This is a genomic window from Paraburkholderia franconis (genome assembly GCF_009362735.1).
Lineage (GTDB): Bacteria > Pseudomonadota > Gammaproteobacteria > Burkholderiales > Burkholderiaceae > Paraburkholderia > Paraburkholderia franconis.
Genome location: NZ_WHNP01000057.1, coordinates 23,609 through 44,522, shown reverse-complemented (window position 1 = coordinate 44,522; position 20,914 = coordinate 23,609). Strand labels below are relative to the sequence as shown.

The following is a 20,914-nucleotide window of genomic DNA, read 5'->3' as shown; positions in this document are numbered from 1 at the left end:
TAGAGCCTGCAAGGGCTCAAAGTACAGAACGAAATTCGCTTTCACGGCGAAATAACCATTGAAGTACTGGTCAAACTGGAATTGAGTGACTTGATCAGCGTAGCCTTAAGACCATCGCCCCTACGATCACCGGGCTTTTTGTCCATCAGGCCACGATATAACCGCTTGCCCTGGAAGGCCCACTGCGATCCACCATTGGCCGCCGGCACCAAGGTCAGGGTACCAGAGTGGCCTGTCGCCAGGGCCCGCCAGCGCAGGTGGAAAGTTTCTCTCGCAGTCGCCTTCACACGATTTCGCATCGGGCATTCCCTTTCCGTCGAATACGTACAAGGTCATACCATGTTCGTCGAAATGCCGTCATTTGCGTGGGGGGCAGCGGCCAGGGCTGGGGTGGCCGCGAGGAGTTCCGCGAGCATCAAGAGGAGTGTGAGCGCTTTCATATCCAACCTCATGAACTGACACAGAGTCAGACTGTATTTCGCAGCTATGAAAAAAGACATCAGCCGGGCGCCATGACGCGCAGCACCGGACGTCCGTCAACGTTCTTCAGCGGGAAATAGGAGCGGTGTGTCGCGGGGTCGACAGCGACCACATGCGCGTTTGGCCCGAGCCGGCCCTCGCCGATTTTGTTTACGTTCGAGCCTTTGACACTGAAGACCGAAACAACGCCCGCTTCCCCGGCCACATAGAGCCTGCCCGGTGCCGGATCAAACGCGAGCACGTCCGGGTCCTTGCCGATGTCGAACGACCGGACGACGCGCCGTGCTGCCATATCGAACACGAGCAGCTTGTCGTTGCCCTGACAGGCGACAAACGCAAGCCTGTCCGGCGAATCAATCAACAGTCCATGGTTGTGATCGCCCCCTGGGAGGGCAAAGCGGGCAACGATCCTGTCGACCGTCGGGTCGATTTCAACGAGTTCGTTGCGCGTCTGGACATTGACGAAAATGTGATGCGATTGCGGATCGTATTGCGTGTTGCCAACCTCGCCACCAAGCGGAATGGTCGCGACGCGCTGGTTGGTCCGGACGTCAATGACCGTCTCGGTGCTACCGGTCTCGTCTGATGCATAGAGCTTGTGCACCTCGGGCGCGTAAGCCATGCCGTCCGGGTAGTGTCCGCCAGGCATGCGGGCGACGATCCTGAGTGTTGCTTCATCGATGGCCACGATCTCGTCCGTTCCCGTCGCCGACGCATAGACGCGTGACATCCCGGGAATGGCGAGCACGCCATGCACCGATGAGACATCAGGAATGCGTGCGACTACGCGCGAAGCATCCACATCAACGACAATCACCTCCCCGTCGCCGAGGTGGGCGATAAAAAGCAGACGGCGATCGGGATCGTAGCTTTCGTAGTCAAGCCGGGTGGCGCGACCCGGCAGCGGAATATCAGCGACGTGCGTCAGTGGGAGATTGTTGACCCGCTCCTGCCCGGCAGCGGGTGGAACCATATGCACCAGAACGCCTACGGCTGTACACAGACCGAGGAGGACGAGGTACAGCAGGACCGCCCGGCGCAAACGCCAGTGTTGCAAGGTTTTCATGAAACCTCCTGCGGCACGACTGCCACCGCTACACACATGGCGGCTGCGGCGGCGTCGCGCATAAAAAGCCGCGCAGCATTACCGCGTGATCGCGGCCTGCGCGTTCAGGGCCGCCTTGACACCCCTGGCCAGGTCAACAGCCTTACCCTTGCCCCAGTAGTGCAGGAACAGGATGCGGGGCGACTCACCCGTCATATGTTGATGGATGGCCACGATATTGATCCCCGATGCGCGCATGCTTTTGAGTACTGCCTGTAGCTCGCCTTCACGCATCGCGAAATCGCCATCGACGACCGCTTCATCGTCAGTGCCGGCGAATGCGGCCCACGTGTTCACGCCCATCTCGTTGCCGACGGTGACGCCGTGCATGCTGGCGGTCCTCCCGACGACCACCTTGAACATGCCGTTGTTCGTCTGACCCTTCGAGCCGAACACCGCTTCCAGTGGCGCGGGGCTGATGTTGCTCGAATCCCCAATGTGGCCGGGGAAGGCATTTTCAGGATCGGCGTGGGCCGCCCGGACTTCAGCGATCCTGTCGTAAACCTTCTTGACGCCCTCCGCGAGCGTTGCGGCATCGCCGGTCCCGCCGATATGCATGAAATACACCTTGGGCTGATCGAAGAAGAAATGGTTGTGGAGCGCGGTCACTTCCAGTCCGGCGTCAAGCGCTGCACTCATGGCCGGATTGACCTCATCTTCAAACACCACGGTGTCGCCCATCATCATGACCTGCGATCCGTGGGCAGGCTGGAATGCTGCATAGGACGTGAGACCCATGAACGGTGGCATGGTCGAGCCGTCTACCTGCACCTTCACGTCGTTGCGCGGTTTCGAGACCTTGAACACGCCCTCCTGTTTGGAAAAAGTGCCTTTCAGGCCGGTGATCTGTTCAATGCGAGCCGTATCCATTGACGCAGGCTGCTGCGCATTGGCTGGGCTGGCGAACGCACAAACACTGGCGGCAATGATCAATGCGTGCGAGAGGCGACTTAACGATGACATCACAAATTCCTCCTTGGACAGGGTGCATGAAGTACGCAGCAATTTTTGTGATCTTCGAAAAACTGCGCTCTGGCTGGTCTCCTCACGCCTGCGTGGGTTTGATTCCGGTAATCGCGCTCAGCGATCCGGCTTGACGTGACGGAAGAGGAAAAGCAGCGACAGGTCATAGGCGATCTTGAGGGCGCCGCAGGCGACAAGCGGTGCGCCGAGCCACCCGATGCCGATCAGGCCGCCTGCCAGAGATGGTGCGAGTGAGGCAGCGAGGCTTCGCGGCACCGAAGTGAAGCTCGCAGCGGCGGGCCGCTCAGCCGGCGTGACGACGGCCATCACGTAGGCGGTGCGCGTAGGAACGTCCATCTGGGACAATGCGCTGCGCGCGAGCAGCAGCGCCAGCGTCACCGGCAACGAAGCGGCAAAGGCAGCGGCGATCAGGCACAGGCTTGCGGGGATATGCGTGAACACCATTGTGTTCAGCAACCCGATCTTGCCGGCCAGGGGCGGTGCCGCGAGTTGGGAGAGTGCGGTAAGCAGCCCCGCCCAGAAAAAGAACTGGCCCGTCGCACCGACTGACAGGCCGAAGCGTTGCATGAGCCAGAGCGACATCAAGGCATTGAGGACCAGGCCGCCGGCAAACGCATCGATGCTGAACAGCAACGCGAGACGCGTCACGATGCGTCGTGACTCACCGAGCGGTGCGCTCGGGCCGGAAGTCTGTGCGCCAGAAGGCGGCAGGCGACGATAGAGCAACCAGATCGCACCGCCCGTCGCCGCATACGCGATGAACATCGCGCGCATGGCCGTAAGTTCCGCCATGTGTGCATGTGCCACCAGCCATGCGGGCACGCCCGCTGCGAGCGAACCGAGCGCTGCCGAAACGGCACCGATCAGGCTGTAGCGGGCAAATAGCGCCGTCCGTGCGTCGCCCGTCGCCATTCCGGCAAGCCGCGATTGTTCGAGGGGAAGAAAAAGACTGACGTCGCCTGAACTCGGGTTGAGCGTGCCGACAAAGGCGACAATGAGCAGGGGCAGTAGGGACGATAGGCCCGCAAAGCCCAGGCCCGTCGCGGCCATCAATACAGCGGCAAACATAAACATCCGGCGTGCCGCAAAGCGATTGGCAAGCACACCGACCGCGATCGTGGACACGGCGGAGCCGGCCAGTGTCGCGGTGCTGATCAGGCCGACGTCGACCTTGGCGAACCCGAGCGCAAGCAGATAGGCGGGTAACAGTACCGCGATGAACCCGTCACAGAAGCCTCGCAGTCCACGGCTTGCGAGCAGCAGCCGCGCTGCACGGTCGGCTCCCGCTGGCAACACCAGCCTTGACATTCGGGCTGCCAGCGAAACGGTGCGACCTTCCTCACGTGTGTTCATTGCTGCTCTTGCACCAGGCATACAGCGCGTCGTAGACGATCATGCCCTGTCGCAACTGCTCATGGTCGTCGGTGAAGTTGCGTGACAGGCCAACCGAAACTGCATAGAGCCCGGCCGCCTCAGGGACCAGATCGAGCCGGCTGGTGTCGGCACCTCGCACGATGCGGGCAAGCCTGACCAGCGCGGGCTCGTCCAGTTGATATTTCTGCAGGAAGGCATCGAAGCTGCAGCGTTCGCCGTGGTGACCGAGTTCAACGTCCGGCACATCGAAGGGAATGGCTCCTGTTTCCTTCGCGACACGCATGACCTCGTCGCGAGGCACGTACAGGAACTCGGGCGCCTTGTCGATGAAACGGGCAATCAGCCACGGGCAGGCGATACGGTCGACCTTGGGACGTTCGCGCGTAATCCATTTCATGACGCTGCTCCTTCTTGAATACAGCTTTACAAAACGCCTGATCAGTCGTCGTCTTCCTCGTCGCCACCCGTCCCGACGACCTTCCCGGTTTCGTCGAGAATCAGTTCCTGCTTCTGGTCGCCGGAGCCCAGGGTGACGTTATATTGGGTCGTGCCCCGGGCCGTGTGCTTTTCGATTTCACTTACCGGGCGACCCTGTGCCTGCTGTTCAATGGTGGCTTTGACAGGGGCCGGCACCTGTGAGAGCTCAATGGTCTGGCCGCCCGCTTTTTCGGTAGGCCGCTGCTTGCAGCCGGTTGTCGCAAGCACGCACGTGAGAATCAGACTGGCGATCGCATATCGCCCGTTGGGAATCAACATCATGTCCTCCCTCTTCGTGTCGGGAAATCGCCATCCGGACGCTCAGATGATCAGCGACTCGAATCGCGTCTTGACCTTCTGCCAGTTCACGTTCTGCATGAACGCGTCAACATAGGCGCCAGCCTTTGCGCCGAAGTCGATGTGATACGAATGCTCGTACATGTCGAGCGTCAGAATGGGCAGGCCGTCGGCGAGCGTATGCGCGTGATCAGACGCCCACTGGTTGAGCAGCTTGCCGAGTCGGGGCGACCAGCTCAGCAGCACCCATCCCGAGCCGCCACCAAGCGCCTTGCCCATGGCGGAGAATTCAGCATGCCAGCGCTCAACGCTGCCAAAATCCCGCACGAGCGCCGTTTCAAGCGCTCCGCTCACAGCTTCGCTCGCGCCCAGTGACTCGAAGTAGATCTCATGCAGGATCATCGAATTGGCCGCGACCAGTTCCTCGCGCTTGAGTCCGTTGAGCACGAAAACGGGTGCGGTGCTCACGTCGATTTCCGCAAGCTGCACGGTAATGGCGTTCAGGCGCTTGACGGCGCCCGCGTAGTTGTTCTCGTAGTGACTGGTGATCAGTTTTTCCGACAGACCGGCAAGCCGCGAAGGGTCACAGGCAAGGGGTTTGATCTCGAAGTTCATGGATGACTCCTGTTGCTGCGGACAACGAACGATGTATCGTTGCCTCAACGTCCGGGAACCCGATCCGTCACCGGCCTGAGCTTTTCGCAGAGCCAGTAATCGATCGACCATCTGCCACTACCCGTCATCAGGAGATCACCGAGTAGCAGCGCGGCGCCAAGATACAGGGCGCCGTACCCCCAATCACCGTGGGGGACGATCACTGCGTGGACTGTGTCTCCCAACCAGGCGAAGGAACCTGCGAGATTGGCGAGCGTCCGCACAACGAAGATTGCCGCTGCCGGGCAGATCGTGAGCCGGATGCCTGCGCCCGCGACGAAGCTCACCCCTGCCAGAACCTCTACCGCACGAAGGGCGAGTCCAGCGGTAACCGGACTGTCCGGCACTACGGGTGACCCGGGATGCGAGAACCACAACAGATCCGGAAACGCGCCATCGACCGGGGCGAGCAGCATGGCGCCGATCGCCAGACGAGTCGGTACAATCCATTGAGGCCCGCCTGTCCTGACCGTGGCAAGCACGCTCGATCTGCTCAGTAGCCGCATGGTTGCGTACCTCCTTGACGTGGTCAGTGTCCCGGCACCCCGGCGGCGACTGGTGACCGACCGGATTCTTCCGCACTGCCTTTCATCCACCATGTGCGTGGATGAGCGGATAAACAGCGAGCCCGATAAGCGCCGCGGCGACCACAATGACGGGCTCCTGGAGCTTCCTGAAGCGCCACAGCAGCAAGATCGTCGCAAGCGCCAGGAGAACGGTGGGCCAGTCAACAATCGAACGGCGCGCGATCACGATCACGGAGCCCGTGATAGCACCGACGGCGGCCGCGGTGATCCCGTCGACAAAGGCCTTGACGGCGGGCAGCTTGCCGTACTTCCTGAAGTACGGCGCCGGCAGCACCGTGAACAGATAGCAGGGCAGGAAGGTGCCGAGTGCGGCCACACACGCGCCGGCGAACCCCGCAACCAGGTATCCGATGAAACCAACGGTGATCACGACCGGCCCCGGCGTAATCATCGCGACGGCCACAGCATCGACGAACTGTTTGTCATTGAGCCAGTGTTGCTCGGTGACCACCCCACCGTAAAGGAATGGCACGATTGCGAGTCCCGAGCCGAATACGAAAGCGCCGGCCTTCGTAAAGAACAAGCCGATCTGGCCGAGCAGCGGCCAGTCAAGGCCACTGAGCACGCCGCTCGCGGCCGGCAGCTGCGCGGCTGCTGCCGCATTCAGTCCGCCCTTGCTCAACCATTTCGGCGGCGCCACAACGAACCAGTTGATGAGGCCGCCCGCGATGAACAGCCACGCGATCTCCGACTCGGTGATGACCGTCACCGCCGCGAGTGTCAGGTAAATCGCCCACAGGAGCCTGTTCTTGCCGATCGTCTTCGTCGTGAGCTTGTACGCGCTCATCGCGATGATCCCGACGACTGCGGCACCCACCCCATAGAAGGCTGCCTGCATCCACGACAGGCCGCCAAAATGCGCGTACGCCCAGCCCAGGCCTACCACCATCAGGAATGACGGCAGCACGAAGGCAATACCGGCGAGCGTTGCGCCGACGATGTGGTAGTGCACGTGACCCAGATAGATGCCAAGCTGTGCGGCCAGCGGCCCCGGCATCATCTGCGCGAGCGCGAGGCCTTCGCGGTAGTCCGACTCGCTGATCCATTTGCGCTGCTCGACGAGATCGCGATGCATGTAGCCCACAAGCGCCACAGGCCCGCCAAATCCGAACGTGCCGAGCCGAAGCATGTAAAGGATCATCTGGCCAAGCGTGTAGCCCGGCGCCGTTGCTGTCGTCGTATTCACGAACGCTTCCTCTCGTCCTTGCTTTTTGTCGTAGAAACGAAATGCGTGTAGAGGGAATCGAGCACCCCGCTCATTTCGTCGAGCAACTGGTCGTCGTCTGCCGCGCGCTCCCTTGCCCCGGCCATCACGGCTTCGAAGCCGATGGCCTCGGGAACGGGTGCGCCGCCAACGTCGAGCGCATGGACCATCTCGCCGAGCCGAAGCAGCGCGGGGTCTTTCTCGAGACCGAAGCTGACGACCAGTACCTCGAACGTCACGCGTTCGCCGACATGGGTGAACGCCGCGCCGTCGAAGTCGAAGCCGAGCGCGTTGGCCGGGCAGGCGCCGGGCGATGTGAGCCAGATGAACTGCGCATCGCGATCGATGAAGCGCCGGATCAGCCAGGCGCTCGCAACGCGGTCGACCCACATGTGTTGCCGCGTGGCCCAGGTGCGCCCCTGATAGTCGCTGACCGACAGGCGCCGGATCGGTCGCTCGGCGGAATGGGGTTCACCCGGCGACAGCACGGTGTCAACCAGACCGATGAAGTCCTGCCATGCAGCTTCGGCGCGTGTCGCGGCGTCACCCGGAAAATAATCAATCGCGACGATGGCTTCGTAGTCCTTGCGCAGACGCCGGAGCAGCTTGGTCAGCTCCGTCGCCGACTGGCCCGACACCGTCTTGCGTGCGTCCTTCAGCGCGCGCATGAACTCCGCATGGTAGTCACTGCGGTCGAACAGCGCCCGGAATTCCGCTTCCTGCGCGGCGTCAAGGCTCGGCGCACGCAGCAGATGCGCCGTGCCGCCACTTTCGGCGATCGCGCCCGCCAGTTCGCGCAGCATCTGCTCGCGCTCTTCTGTGTGGGGCAGCAGATAGATACCGTCGCGCAGCACCGCGCACCCCTTCGCTTTCAGCGCGCGCCAGAAACGCATGCGGGCGGTGGCGTTTTCCGTCGGCAGCGTAAGGACAAGCAATGACCAGGTTGTGAGCGATTCCATGTAGATAAAGATACACAACAGTAACAATATCTACAAGCATGCTTTCCTGGCTGCTTCCGGCTATGCCGGTCGAGCGCATGTGGACCCGACGATCGGACACGCAGCGGCGCGATCAACCGGACGCTGCGAGCCGTCCATGTGGATTGGGGGCGATGTCTGCGGGAAAGCGAGTTTGAGATGTCGAGTTGCCGGGTGTCGGCCGCCGGCCGCGACAGAAGATGGGCTCGCAAACCGGCGAGCCCTATGGGATGGTGGTCCCGGTGACACGCCGCACGACGCGCAAATCGGCGCGCAGCGTCAGTCAGCGTTGATCCAGGCGACGTAGTGCAGCGCCAGAAGACATCCGACGGCCATAATCGTGATCGCAACAAGCGCCCCCGTCACGCCTCTTCGGTATCGCATATCGTGGCACTCCCGCGTGAACAGCTATGGCAGACCGGTCAGCATTGCAGGGAAACGGAACTCGTGAGACTGGAGCCGAGTTCGTGAGACTGGAAAGACCGAATTGATGAGACTGCCGGGATTGCCGTCCCGGCAAATCCGCAGCAGGCCGCTAGTGCGCGGTGAGGTGTTCGCCGACCGTCTCAGATGCCGGACCGACTCAAACCGTTGCCGTCATTCGGAACGACGCGCCGGCAACGACCGTTCCCTGGAGTAAACCGGCCATTGGGATGACGGCTTCCTGTGTTGCGCGAACGGCAACAAATGGCCGAACGAGGCTCAGCAGGCAGTCGAACAACAGAGACGGATTTACACCGAACTGGCCGCAGTCAGTTCGTGCACGCGTCATTTCCTGGCGTCCAATCAGAGCGAAGCGGGCGACAATGCGCCGAGGGTGGCCGACCTCGGTAAACCTGGCCACCTGAACTCGTCAAGGCCGGGGTTATCGACGATCCGAGATCTGCCCACGGGCGACCGCTATCAGGACGATCGCGGCACTTTCGCCGTCACCTCTTCTGCACGAAGGAAATCGAAGTCCACGCCCTGATCCGCCTGCGTGACCGTTTCGAGGAACAGCTTGCGATAACCGCGTCCGGCGGTGGGTGCCGTGACCGGCTGCGCGCGGGCGCGTTCGGCGAGCTCCGCCTCGGACACCAGCCATTCGAGCTTGCGTTCCGCGACGCTCAGCCGGATGCGATCACCTGTTTTCACATACGCCAGCGGTCCGCCCACCGCCGCTTCAGGCGTCACGTGCAGAACGATGGTGCCGAACGCCGTGCCACTCATGCGGCCATCCGAAATGCGCACGATGTCTTTCGCACCCGCTCGCGCCAGCTTGCGCGGAATCGGAATGTAGCCGGCCTCAGGCATACCCGGTGCGCCTTTCGGCCCGATATTTTTCAGCACGAGGATGTCGTCGGCGGTGACATCGAGATCGTCACGGTCGATGCGATTGGCCATGTCCTCTGCATTTTCGAAGACGACAGCGCGTCCGGTGTGCTCCATCAACGTCGGATCGGCCGCAGATTGCTTGATGATCGCCCCACCGGGCGCCAGATTGCCTTCGAGTACGGCAATGCCGCCCTGCGGAAAAATCGGTTGATCGAACGGCTTGACGACGTCCTGCGCAAAGCCCCCGCCCGCGCGCTCGATTTCTTCCCCGAGCGTGCGCCCTGTCGCGGTGAGTGCATCGAGATTGAGCAACGGTTTCAGTTCGCGAAGCAAGGTCGCCATACCGCCTGCGTGATGGAAATCTTCCATATAGTGCTGGCCAGAAGGTTTCAGATCGACGAGCACAGGCGTTTCGCGGCCCATTCTGTCGAGGGCCTTCATGTCGATCTCGAGTCCGCAGCGTCCCGCGATGGCTGCGAGATGGATGATCCCGTTGGTCGAGCCGCCGATCGCGAGCAGCACGCGCATCGCGTTCTCGAACGCCTCGGGCGTCAGGATTTTGTCGATGGTCAGACGCGCGCGCGCGATATGCACCGCCTGTTCGCCTGTGCGCTCCGCAATCCGCATGCGGTCCGCGGTCACGGCGGGCGGCGATGCTCCACCCGGCACCGTCATGCCGAGTGCTTCGGCAATGCATGCCATCGTACTTGCGGTACCCATCACCGAGCACGTGCCCACGCTCGCCACGAGCTGATTGTTCACGTCATCGATTTCGGTGGCATCGATCTCCTCGGCACGAAAGCGTCCCCAATAGCGCCGGCAATCGGTGCAAGCGCCCACCCGTTCACTCCGATGCGAGCCCGTCAGCATCGAACCCGTGATCAGCTGGATCGCCGGCAGCCCAGCCGATGCGGCACCCATCAACTGCGCGGGGACCGTCTTGTCGCAGCCACCGATCAGCACGACCGCGTCCATCGGTTGCGCGCGGAGCATCTCCTCGGTGTCCATCGACATGAGGTTGCGCAGGTACATGCTCGTCGGCGCAGAGAAACTCTCGTGGATCGAGATGGTAGGAAAGTCCATCGGCAGGCCGCCCGCCAGCATCACGCCGCGCTTGACGGCCTCGATCAGTTGCGGCGCGTTGCCGTGGCATGGATTGAAGGCACTGCCCGTATTGACGATACCGACGACCGGACGATCCAGCGCGCGGTCGGTAAAGCCCGCGCCCTTGATGAAGGCCTTGCGCAGGAAAAGGGAAAAACCGTTATCGCCGTAGTTCGTCAGTCCCCGGCGCAAGCCAGTCTTGTCATTCGACGTCGCATTGGCGGCAGCGTCGGCTTGGCGATCCTGCTTCTTGGTGTCAGCCATGAGTATGAGGGTTCAGTGAAGTTCAAATGATTGGGCCGCTCAGTCGTGCGGCGTAAAGCGATAGAGCGTGTGCGCGTTGGTCGTGAGAATTGCGTCGCGGGTCGGGGCGTCGGGCACCCAGAGCGCGAGCGTATCGAGCAACTGCGCGACCGTCGGCATCGTTCGCCAATGCGCGACGTGTGGCCAGTCCGAGCCCCACACGCAGCGCTCGCGCGCGGCGTCGACGAGCCGTTGAGCGAAGGCAGTCGTATCGCGATATGGCGGTTCCGCTTCGCTCATGCGATAGGCGCCCGAGAGCTTGACCCACGCACCATCGCGCACCATGTCGACGAGCGTGGTGAAGCCCGGTGTCTCCACGCCACTCGCCGCGGGGACATGTCCCATATGATCGATCACGAGCGTCGAGCGAAGTCTCGACAGCCGTGGCGCGAGTTCGACCAACTGACGCGCGTCGACCAGCATTTGCAGATGCCAGCCCCAGTCGCACGCTAGCGCGTCGTATTCGTCGAGCTGATCGAACGAAATGCCGCCGCCTGCATGCATCGCATTGATGCGCATGCCGACCGCGCCCGCGTCGTTCATGGCCTGATAGTCGGCATCGGCAAGTGACAGCGACGGCACGACGACACCGCGAAGCCGGTCGCCGTGCGCGCGCATCGTGTCGAGCATCAGCGTGTTGTCCTGGCCGTGTACGCTGACCTGAACCAGCACGCCAAACGCGCAGCCGACCTCGTCGAGCATGCGAAGGTACGCTTGCGCGGTCGCTTCGTACGGCGTGTAAGCGCGGTCTGGCATCCAGGGATGGCGCGGCGGCACGCCAATCAGATGGGCGTGCGCATCGACCGCATGTGCGGGCATTGCAAATGTGCCGGGGCGCGTTTGCGTCGACGGAGGCCGTGCGCAGAAGGGCGCGTCGTGGCTGACCTGGTTTGGCATGAATGCTTTCTCGACGATGAGCCGCTATTCCGTTGCGACCACGCGCCGTGCGTGAGCGACACTCGCGGCGCGACGTTTGCGCAGCGCCTGCAACTGTCCGTCGAATAGCACGCCGATGACGATCACAGTGCCCATCACCGCGAAATTGAGCGACGACGGAATTCCGAGCAGATTGACGAGGTTTTGCAGCACTTGCAGCAGCACGGCGCCCAACGCAATGCCGAGCACCGATCCTTCGCCGCCGCGCAGCGAGCACCCGCCGAGCACTGCGGCCGCGATGCCGTACAACTCATAAAACGTACCGTGCGAAGCGGGCGCGACCGAGCGCGTGTACATCGCGAAGTACACCGACGAGATTGCCGCGAGCACCGAGCAGATCACGTAAGCAGACATGATCACGAAACGTGTATTGATGCCGGAATAGCGCGCCGCTTCCTCATTCTTGCCGACCGCGAAAAGGTGCCGTCCGAACACCGACTTGTGCAGCACGACCCCCATGACGATCGCGACGCTCACGAACGCGATGAAGCTGTTCGGCACGCCCGCGACGTGGCCGGTGGTCAGCCATTCGAGCGTCGGGAAAGTCTGCCCGAAATCGAATCCCGCATTGCCATCGTCGGTGTAGTACCGTGCGACGCCGCGATAGATCAGCAGCCCGCACAAGGTGACGACGAACGGCTGCATTCTGAGGCGTGTCACGAGCAAGCCATGCACCAGTCCCATCACGACGCCCGCCGCCACCATGAGTCCGGTCGCGGCGAGCCAGTTCATGCCGTCCGATGAAAGCAGCATGATGTAGATCACCCCGAGTAACGCGAAAACCGCGCCGATCGACAGGTCGATGCCGCCGGTGATGATGACAAAACCCTCGCCGATCGAGAACAGACCGAAAAGCCCGATCAGATTCGCAGTGTTCGACAGGTTCGCGGGTGAAATGAAACGCGGGTTGATCGCGGCGACCACCGCACCCACTATCAGAATCACCACGAGCAGGCCCAGATCTTTTTTCAGCATAACGGTGCGCCTTTCGCTTCAATGTAGAACCTTGCTAATCGCGAGATGCATGATGTTCGCCTCGCTCAAGCGGTCGCGATCAAGAATGCCCCTGATCGCGCCTTCGTGCATCACCGCGACCCGGTCGCTGACGCCGATGACTTCTTCCATGTCGCTCGAAATCATCAGGATCGCCACGCCGCGGTCGGCGAGTTCGCGCATCAGCGCGTAGATCTCGCTCTTTGCGCCCGCGTCGACGCCGCGCGTCGGTTCGTCGAAGATCACGACACGCGGGCTCATGCACAGCCACTTCCCGAGCACCACTTTCTGCTGATTGCCGCCCGACAGCGATGCGGCCGGCGTGTCGACATCGGGCGTCTTGATGCGCAGTGCGCGGCGTTGCTCCTCGGCGATGCGACGCTCGGCCTGCACGTCGATCAATCCGCCTCGCGAAAGCGCCTTGAGGCTCGCCAGCGACACGTTCTGCGTGATCGAATCGTCGAGCACCAGGCCCGATCGCTTGCGGTCTTCCGGTATCAGAAAAATGCCGCGCGCGATGGCGTCGCGCGGAGCACCGATGGCGAGTGGCTCGCCGTCCAGTCGCATCGTTCCGCGCTCCGGCATGTCGATTCCGAAGATTGCGCGCGCGAGCTCCGTGCGTCCTGCGCCAATCAGGCCGGCCATGCCGAGAATCTCGCCACCGCGCAGTCCGAGCGTCACCTCGCTCGCTCGCCACGTGCGCGTGACAAACGAGTTCCAGCACGGCTGCACCCGGATCCGCGGCCGGCGGCTGATAGAGCGTCTTCAGGCTGCGACCGATCATCAGCCTGATCATCGCGTCACGGCCGATTTCCTCGCGCGCGAGCGTGCCGACCATCGAGCCGTCGCGCAAACCGATTACGCGGTCCGCGCACCGCTCGATCTCGCTCAGCCGATGTGTGATGAAAATAATCGCCACGCCACTCTTCTTCAGCCCGTCGACGACGCTCAGCAGACGGTTCGTCTCGGCGGTCGTCAGGCTCGACGTGGGCTCGTCCATGATGATTAGCTTCGCGTCGAGCGACAGTGCCTTCACGATTTCGAGCATCTGGCATTGTGCAATCGACAGTTCCGCAACTGGCGTGTCCGCGTGAAAATCGCAGCCGAGACGCTGCAGCAGCGGCTTCACGCGTGCGTGCAACGCCCGGTTGTCGACCAGCTTCAACAGCCCGCCTCGACGCGGCTCGCGGCCGATGAATACGTTCGCGGCGACATCGAGGTTCTCGAACAGGTTCAGTTCCTGATGCACAAATGCAATGCCGGCGCCGAGCGACTGCTGAACGGTGAGTGCATCGTGCTCGCGTCCCTCGATCATGATCGAACCCGAGGTCGGCTCGATCACGCCGCCAAGCACTTTCATGAGCGTCGATTTGCCCGCACCGTTCTCGCCGATCAGCCCGACCACCTCGCCTGCGTCGATGGAAAACGACACGTTTTTCAACGCGCGCACCGCGCCATAGTCCTTTGTGATGCTCGACAGCGAAAGCAGGGGGGCATTCATAGGCGGCTCCGGGAATCAGCGGCGCACCGTGTCACTTCTTGCCGAGCCAGGTCTTCACCTGCGCCATGAATCCATCGACGTTCGACTTGTCGATGATCTGCGTCGGTACGATGATCTCGTGATTCGCGGGGATGAAAGACTTGTCGCCCTGCAGGTACCGGGCCATGTACTTCATGCCGAGATAGCCCCACTGGAACGGCTGCTGCACCACGGTGCCCGCGACTGCGCCCGCCTTGATCCCGACGAGCGTGCCCTGATCGTTGTCGAAGCCGACCACGGTCACCTTGCCGACCTTGCCGGCTTGCTGGAGCGCGAGATAGATCTGCGGCGTGTTGTACGCGAACACGCCGATCATGCAATTCACGTCGCTGCGCGCCGCGAGAATGTCGGCGACGTTGCGTTGCGCGCGCGCCTGGTCCATCTCGTCCGAGCGAATGCTATCGATCTTGATGTTCGTGCCTTGCAGGCCTTCGCGCATGCCCTTGAGACGTTGCACTGCGTTGTCCGATCCGGGCGTTGCGGCAAACGCGACGCAGACGCCGCCGTTGGGCATCGCCTTCTTCAGAATGTCGGCGGCCTGATGGCCCGCCTGCAGGTTGCTCGAACCGAGGTAAAACGCGCGCTTGCTGTCGGGTGCGTCGCTGTCGGTGGTGACGAGCAGGCTTTGGCCCGCGACCTTGTCCAGTTCGGTCGTCTGGGTCTTCTGGTCGACTGCGCTCAGGATGATGCCCGATGCACCGTTCGCAACCAGATCGTCGAGCAGCCGGCTCTGCACTGCTGCCGACGCCTGTTCGGGATACTTCATTTCCATCGTATAGCCGGGCAGTTCGGCTTGCGCCTTCTTCATGCCGGCCTCGGCAAGCTTCCAGAAATCGACTGCGCCGTTCGCGACAAAGTAGAGCTGCTTTTTTTCGGCGGCCGATACATGCGTGACCGACGCCGCACACAGCACTGCTGACAGCGCGACGAGCGACAGATTGCGAACCATGAATGTCTCCTGATTCCTCTTGAGAGGATGTGGTTGAGGTGCTTGTTGGAGTGAGCGCGGCGGCAGCCGCTTTCGTGGGCGAGCAAGCCGGTTCAGGCGTTGAAGGTGCCGCCGTCGACAAGCAGCGCCTGAGCGTTGACGTACGACGACTCATCCGACGCGAGAAACACGAAAAGCGGTGCGACCTCCGACGACATTCCCTGACGGCCAAGCGGAACCGCGGCGGCGACCTTTTCGTCCTGCACGCCGCGGCCGCCCATGTAGCCGACAATCGGATCGTTGAACGTCGTATCGATCCAGCCCGGGCAGATCGTATTCACGCGGATGCGGTCTTTCGCGAGTTCGAGCGCGAGCGTCGTGCCGAACGCAATGACTGCGCCCTTCGATGCCGAATAGACCGTCAGCCCCGGCTGGCCGCGCTTGCCGGCGAGCGAAGCGGTGTTGATGATCGAGCCGCCGCCCGCGCGCCGCAGATGCGGCACGGCGTACTTGGCGCCCAGGAAAAGGCCGCGCACGTTGACGGCGAAGAGTTTGTCGAAGGTTGACGGATCGAGTTCGGTGATGGCGCCTGAGGTCATCGCGCCGGCGTTCTGCGCGAGCACGTCCAGCCCGCCAAGCCAATCTGCCCCGTCATCGATCAGTCGTCTGACGCTCGCGTCGTCGGTGACATCGACCCGGATGAATCTGACGTTCGGGCCGAATTCCGCTGCGACCTTTTCACCGCGCGCGCCGTCAATATCGCCGATCACGACTTTCGCGCCTTCCTCGACGAACGCAGCAACCGCCGCCTTGCCGATATTGTCGACCGCGCCGGTGATGACGATCCGCTTGCCTTGAAGCCTCTTCTTCACGCTGTCCTCCTCCAGATCCGCTGCTCGTAATTTTCTTGATATGTCTGATGGGTACGCACTGTGACTATCATCAAAACAATTGTCAATGATTTTTTTGACGATATGATTGGGGGGGTGGCAGTGCAACAGAGGGCCGACTAAAATCGGCGCATTTCATCCCTTTCACAAGGCATTCATGACGGACACAGGCACGCGCAAACACTCGACACATCAGGTTCGGCAGATCGTCGAGGCACTCGAGGAGCAGATCGTCCTCGGGTGGTTATTGCCGCGCGAACGGATCGTCGAGGACAAGCTGGCGGCGGAATTCGACTGCAAGAAGCACGTCGTGCGCGAGGCGATTTTCGAACTCGAGCGAATGGGATTGGTCGAGCACGTGCCGAACAAGGGCGCGTCGGTACGCATGCTGAGTCCGACCGAGGTGCAGCAGATTTACTCGGTTCGCGAGGTGCTCGAGGTACTGGCAGCCGAGCAGATTCCGCTGCCAGGCGCGACAGTGTTCGTCGAGGAACTGGAGAAGATCCAGCAGGCGCACGCTCGCGCCGTCGACGCGAAAGACTATCGTGGCGCGTTCCACACAAACATGGAGTTCCACAACCATCTGTTTTCGGCCTGCGGGAATCCTTATCTCGCTGAGATGATCCGCAATTCGGCGCAGAAGGTGCACGGCGCGCGTTTTTATACTTCAGCTAGCGATACGCACCTGTCGCTCGCGCGTGACGAACACGCGGCGATGGTCGTCGCCATCAGAAACGGCAAGCGCGACGATCTCGTCGAGCTATGTCGGAAGCATCTGGGGCCTTCGCTCGACACCTATCTTGCTGCGGTGCGCGGTTTTTTCCGCACGGAACACGGAGCCGAATCAAAGCGAACGCCGCGCTAGTGCGAGGACGCCGCGATCACCACACGTCAGTTTTCCGCGACCGACATATACCTTCATCGCTGACAGCCGCGATATTGAAGCCGTCAGGCACGATACATCTCTTAATAGCCGATGACTGCTCTACGCCTTAGTACGGCCTCCATTAACTGGCTGACGAGTGTCTCTTGATGGCCGTCCCCTGTCCGTGGACGAGCTAGCGCGGCCATCTTCGCTCGCACGATCGGCATCGGGCAGCGGTCGACCCACTGCCGTCGTTCGAAGCTTCGTCGCCGCAACGGCAGCTTACTCGGGAACAGCGGTCGTCCGACATCCCGCGCTGAGCGACATGAACTGGCCTTTTCGGCGGGCCAATTATTCATCTCCAGCGACCTGTGCCATCGGATCCGAACTGATAAAGACGATCGTGATGGGCCGGTTGTCGAAACGGAAAAACCGGCTCACGCTAAGGTCATACGCCGCGCACTGACACCCGTGCCGATGAGCGAAGCTGACGAAGGGACAGAGACATGAGCCTGGTCGATTATCAACTGATGGAAGTGGCAAGCGGCAAGGCCGTGAAGATGTGGACGCAGGGCGTCGCGATTGAGGAGGCGGCTCGCCAGCAACTGAGAAACACGGCCCGCATGCCGTTCGTGTTCAGGCACCTTGCCGTAATGCCGGACGTGCACGTAGGCAAGGGGTCGACGATCGGCAGCGTGATTCCTACACAAGGCGCGATCATCCCGTCGGCGGTGGGTGTGGATATCGGCTGCGGAATGATGGCGGTTCGCACGACGCTGACGGCCGCCGACCTGCCCGATTCGCTTTCCGGCGTGCGGGGCGCGATCGAGCGTGCCGTGCCGCACGGCGGTGCGCCGGGGCGACGCGACCCAGGCGCATGGTCGCGTCCGCCGCCCGCCGTCGACGAGGCCTGGAAACTGCTGGCGCCCGGTTTTCAGCGCATCGTCGACAAGTACCCTTCCCTCGCGCGCACCAACAACCATGTGCACGTGGGCACGCTCGGCACCGGCAATCACTTCATCGAGGTATGCCTCGACGAAGATGACGGCGTCTGGTTCATGCTGCACAGCGGATCGCGCGGCGTGGGCAACGCGATCGGGAGCCTCTTCATCGAGCTGGCTCAGGCCGACATGCGTCAACACCTTGCGAATCTTCCGGACAAAGACCTCGCGTACTTCAAGGAAGGCAGCCGGCACTTCGACGACTATGTGGAGGCGCTCGGCTGGGCGCAGGAGTACGCGCTCCGCAACCGTGAGGTCATGATGAATGCCGTGATCGGCGCGGTGCGCACGGCTATCGGCAAACCCTTCACCATCGACGGGCACGCGGTGAACTGCCACCACAATTACGTGCAGAAGGAGCGGCACTTCGGTGCCGACGTGTTCGTGACGCGTAAAGGGGCGGTGTCGGCGCGAGCGGGTGAGCTCGGCATCATTCCGGGTTCGATGGGCGCGAAGAGCTTCATCGTGCGCGGTCTCGGCAACGAAGAGAGCTTCTGCTCATGCAGTCACGGCGCCGGGCGCGCGATGAGCCGGAAGGAGGCCAAACGGCGTTTCACGGTCCACGATCAGATCAGGGCGACGGCGCACGTCGAATGCCGAAAGGATGCGGGGGTCGTCGATGAAATTCCGATGGCCTATAAGGACATCGACGCCGTGATGGCCGCGCAGCGGAGCCTGGTCGAGGTGGTTCATACGCTGCGGCAGGTGGTTTGCGTGAAGGGTTAGGCTCTGATTGGCTTGCGACGGTCAGTCAATTCGTAGGAGGTGGATATGGCAACGGCAATCATCACCCCGAGGAATAACGGTCCGTATCATATCAAAGGTGAATTCACGATCACGACGCAAGGGGGCAGGCAGATTCAAGTCGAGAAAGATGAGATCTGGCTCTGCCGTTGCGGGCACTCGAATAACAAGCCGTTTTGCGACGGGTCGCATCGGAAGATAGAGTTTAAGAGTGATCTGGATGAGGGGGCAGGTAAGCAATAGATTTGCGCCGTCGCGGGACGAGCGTGAATGACTCTTTTCAGGGCCACCGAAAGACTCTTCCCGACCCATAGGCGACTCTCGCGCTTTCATCGTCTCAATGTCAGGTATCGGACGGCGAGCGGCCCGTCACACCGCGTGTGGGCGGCGGGGGCATCTCGGTTTTTTCGGCACATAGGGCGCGGGTACGCACGACTACAGCCGCACTTGACCGTAGTCGCACTTTACAGCGCATGCCACGCTCAGCCGACCAACAGCTTCAACCCGCCAACCTCGTGATCGCTACCTGGCTGCCCGCTTGCTCCCTCAGACGAAACTTCTGGATTTTGCCTGTAGCGGTCTTGGGCAATTCCCCGAAAATCACGCGACGAGGGCATTTGAAATGCGCTAGCCGCTCCCGGCAGAACAAGATGACATCCTGCTCAGTGATGTTGGAGGCGTCCGGCCTCAGTTCGACAAACGCACAGGGAGTCTCGCCCCATTTGTCATCCGGCTGAGCGACGACGGCCACGTTGAGCACGCCGGACATGCGATAGATGACCTCCTCCACTTCTACAGACGAGATATTTTCTCCCCCCGAGATGATGACGTCCTTGGAGCGGTCTGTGATCTGGATATAGCCGTCTGGGTGAACGACCGCAAGATCTCCGGTATGAAACCAACCCCCGGCGAAAGCTTTTGCCGTTGCGTCGGCATTCTTGAAGTATCCCATCATTACCGTATTCCCCCGGACCATAACCTCGCCGCAAGATTTGCTATCGGCTGGCACCGGCTCAAGCGTCGCAGGATCGGCGACGGACATGTTCTCGAACGCAGCCGCACGTACACCTTGCCGCGCTTTCAATTTCCCTTGCTGCTCCGGCGGCAACGTATCCCACTCGTCGTGCCATGCACAGCTGATTGGCGTACCGGCAATCTCGGTGATTCCAAAGACGTGGTCGACGTCGAAACCCATTTCGCCAACGGCCTCGAGAACAGCCGCGGGCGCCGGCGAGCCTGCGGTAAGGACCCGCACACGACGCGGCGGCGGCTGCCGTTCCGATTTGGGCATGCTCGCGATGCCTGCGAGGACAATCGGTGCCGCACAAAAATGATCGACACCGTGTTCGGCGATGGCCGAAAGAATATTCGCGGCATTCACCTTGCGCAAACAGACGTGCGTTCCCGCTGCGGCCGTAATCGCCCATGTGAAGCACCAGCCGTTCGCGTGGAACATGGGAAGCGTCCACAGGTAAATCGGGGCACGGGGGAGCGGCCAGTTCGTCATCTGCAACAGGCTCATCAGATACGTGCCCCGGTGGCTCGGAACGACGCCTTTCGGGTCGCCAGTGGTGCCCGAGGTGTAGTTTAAGGCGATCGGAGTCCACTCATCGGCCGGGCGGCGGCCCGCAAATGCCGGATCACCGCTCGCCAGCAGCGACTCATAGTCAGTTTCCCCGATGGTGGGACCGTCAGGTGCTTCGTGATCGTTGATGTCTATCAAGCGCGGCGGATTGGGAACTGACTGCAATGCTTTCTCAACGAGCGGTGCAAATTCCCGGTCCACGAGCAGGAGTTTGCATTCTCCGTGGCGCAGAATGAATGCAATGCCCTCAGCATCAAGGCGGCAATTAATGGCATTGAGAACGGCCCCCGAGAGAGGGACGCCGAAGTGTGCCTCAAGCATGGCCGGGGTGTTCGGCGCAATGATCGACACCGTGTCGCCTGTTTCAATCCCCAACTGAACGAGCGCCGACGCGAAGCGATAGCAACGCTCGCGCGTTTTCGCCCACGTCTGCCGGAAGTCGCCATGAATGATCGCTGTTCGATTCGGATAGACGTCGGCGGTTCGATCGAGAAAGGTCAAGGGCGTCAATGGAACGTGGTTTGCCGCGTTCTTCTCAAGTCCTCGCGAATAGGCCGTTGCACTCATGACTT

21 protein-coding genes and 1 pseudogene are annotated in these 20,914 nt (G+C 61.8%); 4 read left to right on the top strand and 18 right to left on the bottom strand.

Translation table 11 applies throughout. The annotated features are described in order from the left end of the window. Window positions 1-41 precede the first annotated feature (41 nt). From GCT13_RS49840 to GCT13_RS49835, 14 genes are all read right to left on the bottom strand, one after another. On the bottom strand, window positions 42-299 hold the full coding sequence (locus GCT13_RS49840) for a COG4315 family predicted lipoprotein (RefSeq protein WP_227747193.1): 258 nt from the start codon (window positions 297-299) through the stop codon (window positions 42-44). 200 nt (window positions 300-499) lie between these two features. After that, the gene (locus GCT13_RS36035) at window positions 500-1,546 is read right to left on the bottom strand and encodes a YncE family protein (protein ID WP_152766532.1); all 1,047 of its coding nucleotides are present in this window, start codon (window positions 1,544-1,546) and stop codon (window positions 500-502) included. A 78-nt stretch (window positions 1,547-1,624) separates the two neighbouring features. Continuing rightward, window positions 1,625-2,548, bottom strand: coding sequence for a DUF1259 domain-containing protein (locus GCT13_RS36030; protein WP_152766530.1), 924 nt, complete (start codon window positions 2,546-2,548; stop codon window positions 1,625-1,627). 117 nt (window positions 2,549-2,665) lie between these two features. Then, window positions 2,666-3,922 carry an MFS transporter gene (locus GCT13_RS36025; RefSeq protein ID WP_407670912.1) on the bottom strand — a complete coding sequence of 419 codons (1,257 nt, stop codon included), beginning with the start codon at window positions 3,920-3,922 and terminating at the stop codon, window positions 2,666-2,668. Then, window positions 3,909-4,340 carry a chromate resistance protein ChrB domain-containing protein gene (locus GCT13_RS36020; RefSeq protein WP_152766527.1) on the bottom strand — a complete coding sequence of 144 codons (432 nt, stop codon included), beginning with the start codon at window positions 4,338-4,340 and terminating at the stop codon, window positions 3,909-3,911. The genes GCT13_RS36025 and GCT13_RS36020 overlap by 14 nt, the downstream gene beginning before the upstream one ends. Window positions 4,341-4,381: 41 nt before the next feature. Further along, window positions 4,382-4,702: a hypothetical protein gene (locus GCT13_RS36015; protein WP_152766525.1), complete on the bottom strand. Its 321-nt coding sequence runs from the start codon at window positions 4,700-4,702 to the stop codon at window positions 4,382-4,384. A 39-nt stretch (window positions 4,703-4,741) separates the two neighbouring features. Continuing rightward, window positions 4,742-5,332 carry a superoxide dismutase gene (locus tag GCT13_RS36010; RefSeq protein ID WP_152766523.1) on the bottom strand — a complete coding sequence of 197 codons (591 nt, stop codon included), beginning with the start codon at window positions 5,330-5,332 and terminating at the stop codon, window positions 4,742-4,744. A 44-nt stretch (window positions 5,333-5,376) separates the two neighbouring features. Next, window positions 5,377-5,787 carry a hypothetical protein gene (locus tag GCT13_RS36005; protein WP_227747192.1) on the bottom strand — a complete coding sequence of 137 codons (411 nt, stop codon included), beginning with the start codon at window positions 5,785-5,787 and terminating at the stop codon, window positions 5,377-5,379. A 172-nt stretch (window positions 5,788-5,959) separates the two neighbouring features. Beyond that, entirely contained in the window at window positions 5,960-7,144 is a 1,185-nt protein-coding gene (locus tag GCT13_RS36000) for a chromate transporter (protein WP_321574852.1), read from the bottom strand. Next, window positions 7,141-8,121, bottom strand: coding sequence for a chromate resistance protein ChrB domain-containing protein (locus GCT13_RS35995; RefSeq protein WP_152766519.1), 981 nt, complete (start codon window positions 8,119-8,121; stop codon window positions 7,141-7,143). Before GCT13_RS35995 ends, GCT13_RS36000 begins: the two co-directional genes overlap by 4 nt. A gap of 921 nt (window positions 8,122-9,042) precedes the next feature. Then, window positions 9,043-10,821: an IlvD/Edd family dehydratase gene (locus GCT13_RS35990; protein ID WP_152766517.1), complete on the bottom strand. Its 1,779-nt coding sequence runs from the start codon at window positions 10,819-10,821 to the stop codon at window positions 9,043-9,045. A gap of 39 nt (window positions 10,822-10,860) precedes the next feature. Beyond that, the gene (locus tag GCT13_RS35985) at window positions 10,861-11,757 is read right to left on the bottom strand and encodes an amidohydrolase family protein (RefSeq protein ID WP_152766515.1); all 897 of its coding nucleotides are present in this window, start codon (window positions 11,755-11,757) and stop codon (window positions 10,861-10,863) included. 24 nt (window positions 11,758-11,781) lie between these two features. Beyond that, window positions 11,782-12,771: an ABC transporter permease gene (locus GCT13_RS35980; RefSeq protein WP_152766513.1), complete on the bottom strand. Its 990-nt coding sequence runs from the start codon at window positions 12,769-12,771 to the stop codon at window positions 11,782-11,784. A gap of 18 nt (window positions 12,772-12,789) precedes the next feature. Further along, a complete protein-coding gene (locus tag GCT13_RS49835; protein ID WP_321574851.1) occupies window positions 12,790-13,470 on the bottom strand; it encodes an ATP-binding cassette domain-containing protein in 681 nt (226 codons plus the stop codon). Between the two features lie 22 nt (window positions 13,471-13,492). Between GCT13_RS49835 and GCT13_RS49830 the strand changes: the two genes are divergently transcribed. Further along, window positions 13,493-13,798, top strand: a complete 306-nt coding sequence (locus GCT13_RS49830; RefSeq protein ID WP_227747191.1) for a hypothetical protein — start codon at window positions 13,493-13,495, stop codon at window positions 13,796-13,798. Between the two features lie 33 nt (window positions 13,799-13,831). On the opposite strand, the pseudogene GCT13_RS51400 reads toward GCT13_RS49830, so the two are convergent. From GCT13_RS51400 to GCT13_RS35965, 3 genes and pseudogenes are all read right to left on the bottom strand, one after another. Beyond that, a pseudogene (locus GCT13_RS51400) lies at window positions 13,832-14,290 on the bottom strand (ATP-binding cassette domain-containing protein); the annotation flags it as partial. Window positions 14,291-14,321: 31 nt separating this feature from the next. Continuing rightward, entirely contained in the window at window positions 14,322-15,278 is a 957-nt protein-coding gene (locus GCT13_RS35970) for a sugar-binding protein (RefSeq protein ID WP_152766511.1), read from the bottom strand. Window positions 15,279-15,370: 92 nt separating this feature from the next. Continuing rightward, window positions 15,371-16,129: an SDR family NAD(P)-dependent oxidoreductase gene (locus GCT13_RS35965; protein ID WP_321574849.1), complete on the bottom strand. Its 759-nt coding sequence runs from the start codon at window positions 16,127-16,129 to the stop codon at window positions 15,371-15,373. Window positions 16,130-16,304: 175 nt separating this feature from the next. On the opposite strand from GCT13_RS35965, the gene GCT13_RS35960 reads away from it, so the two are divergent. From GCT13_RS35960 to GCT13_RS35950, 3 genes are all read left to right on the top strand, one after another. After that, window positions 16,305-17,012 carry a GntR family transcriptional regulator gene (locus GCT13_RS35960; RefSeq protein WP_152766509.1) on the top strand — a complete coding sequence of 236 codons (708 nt, stop codon included), beginning with the start codon at window positions 16,305-16,307 and terminating at the stop codon, window positions 17,010-17,012. A 506-nt stretch (window positions 17,013-17,518) separates the two neighbouring features. Continuing rightward, the gene (locus GCT13_RS35955; protein WP_152766507.1) at window positions 17,519-18,739 is read left to right on the top strand and encodes an RtcB family protein; all 1,221 of its coding nucleotides are present in this window, start codon (window positions 17,519-17,521) and stop codon (window positions 18,737-18,739) included. 45 nt (window positions 18,740-18,784) lie between these two features. Then, a complete protein-coding gene (locus GCT13_RS35950) occupies window positions 18,785-19,000 on the top strand; it encodes a CDGSH iron-sulfur domain-containing protein (RefSeq protein ID WP_152766505.1) in 216 nt (71 codons plus the stop codon). A gap of 256 nt (window positions 19,001-19,256) precedes the next feature. Here the strand turns inward: GCT13_RS35950 and GCT13_RS35945 are convergent, their stop codons facing one another. Next, on the bottom strand, window positions 19,257-20,909 hold the full coding sequence (locus tag GCT13_RS35945; protein WP_152766503.1) for an acyl-CoA synthetase: 1,653 nt from the start codon (window positions 20,907-20,909) through the stop codon (window positions 19,257-19,259). Window positions 20,910-20,914 lie beyond the last annotated feature (5 nt).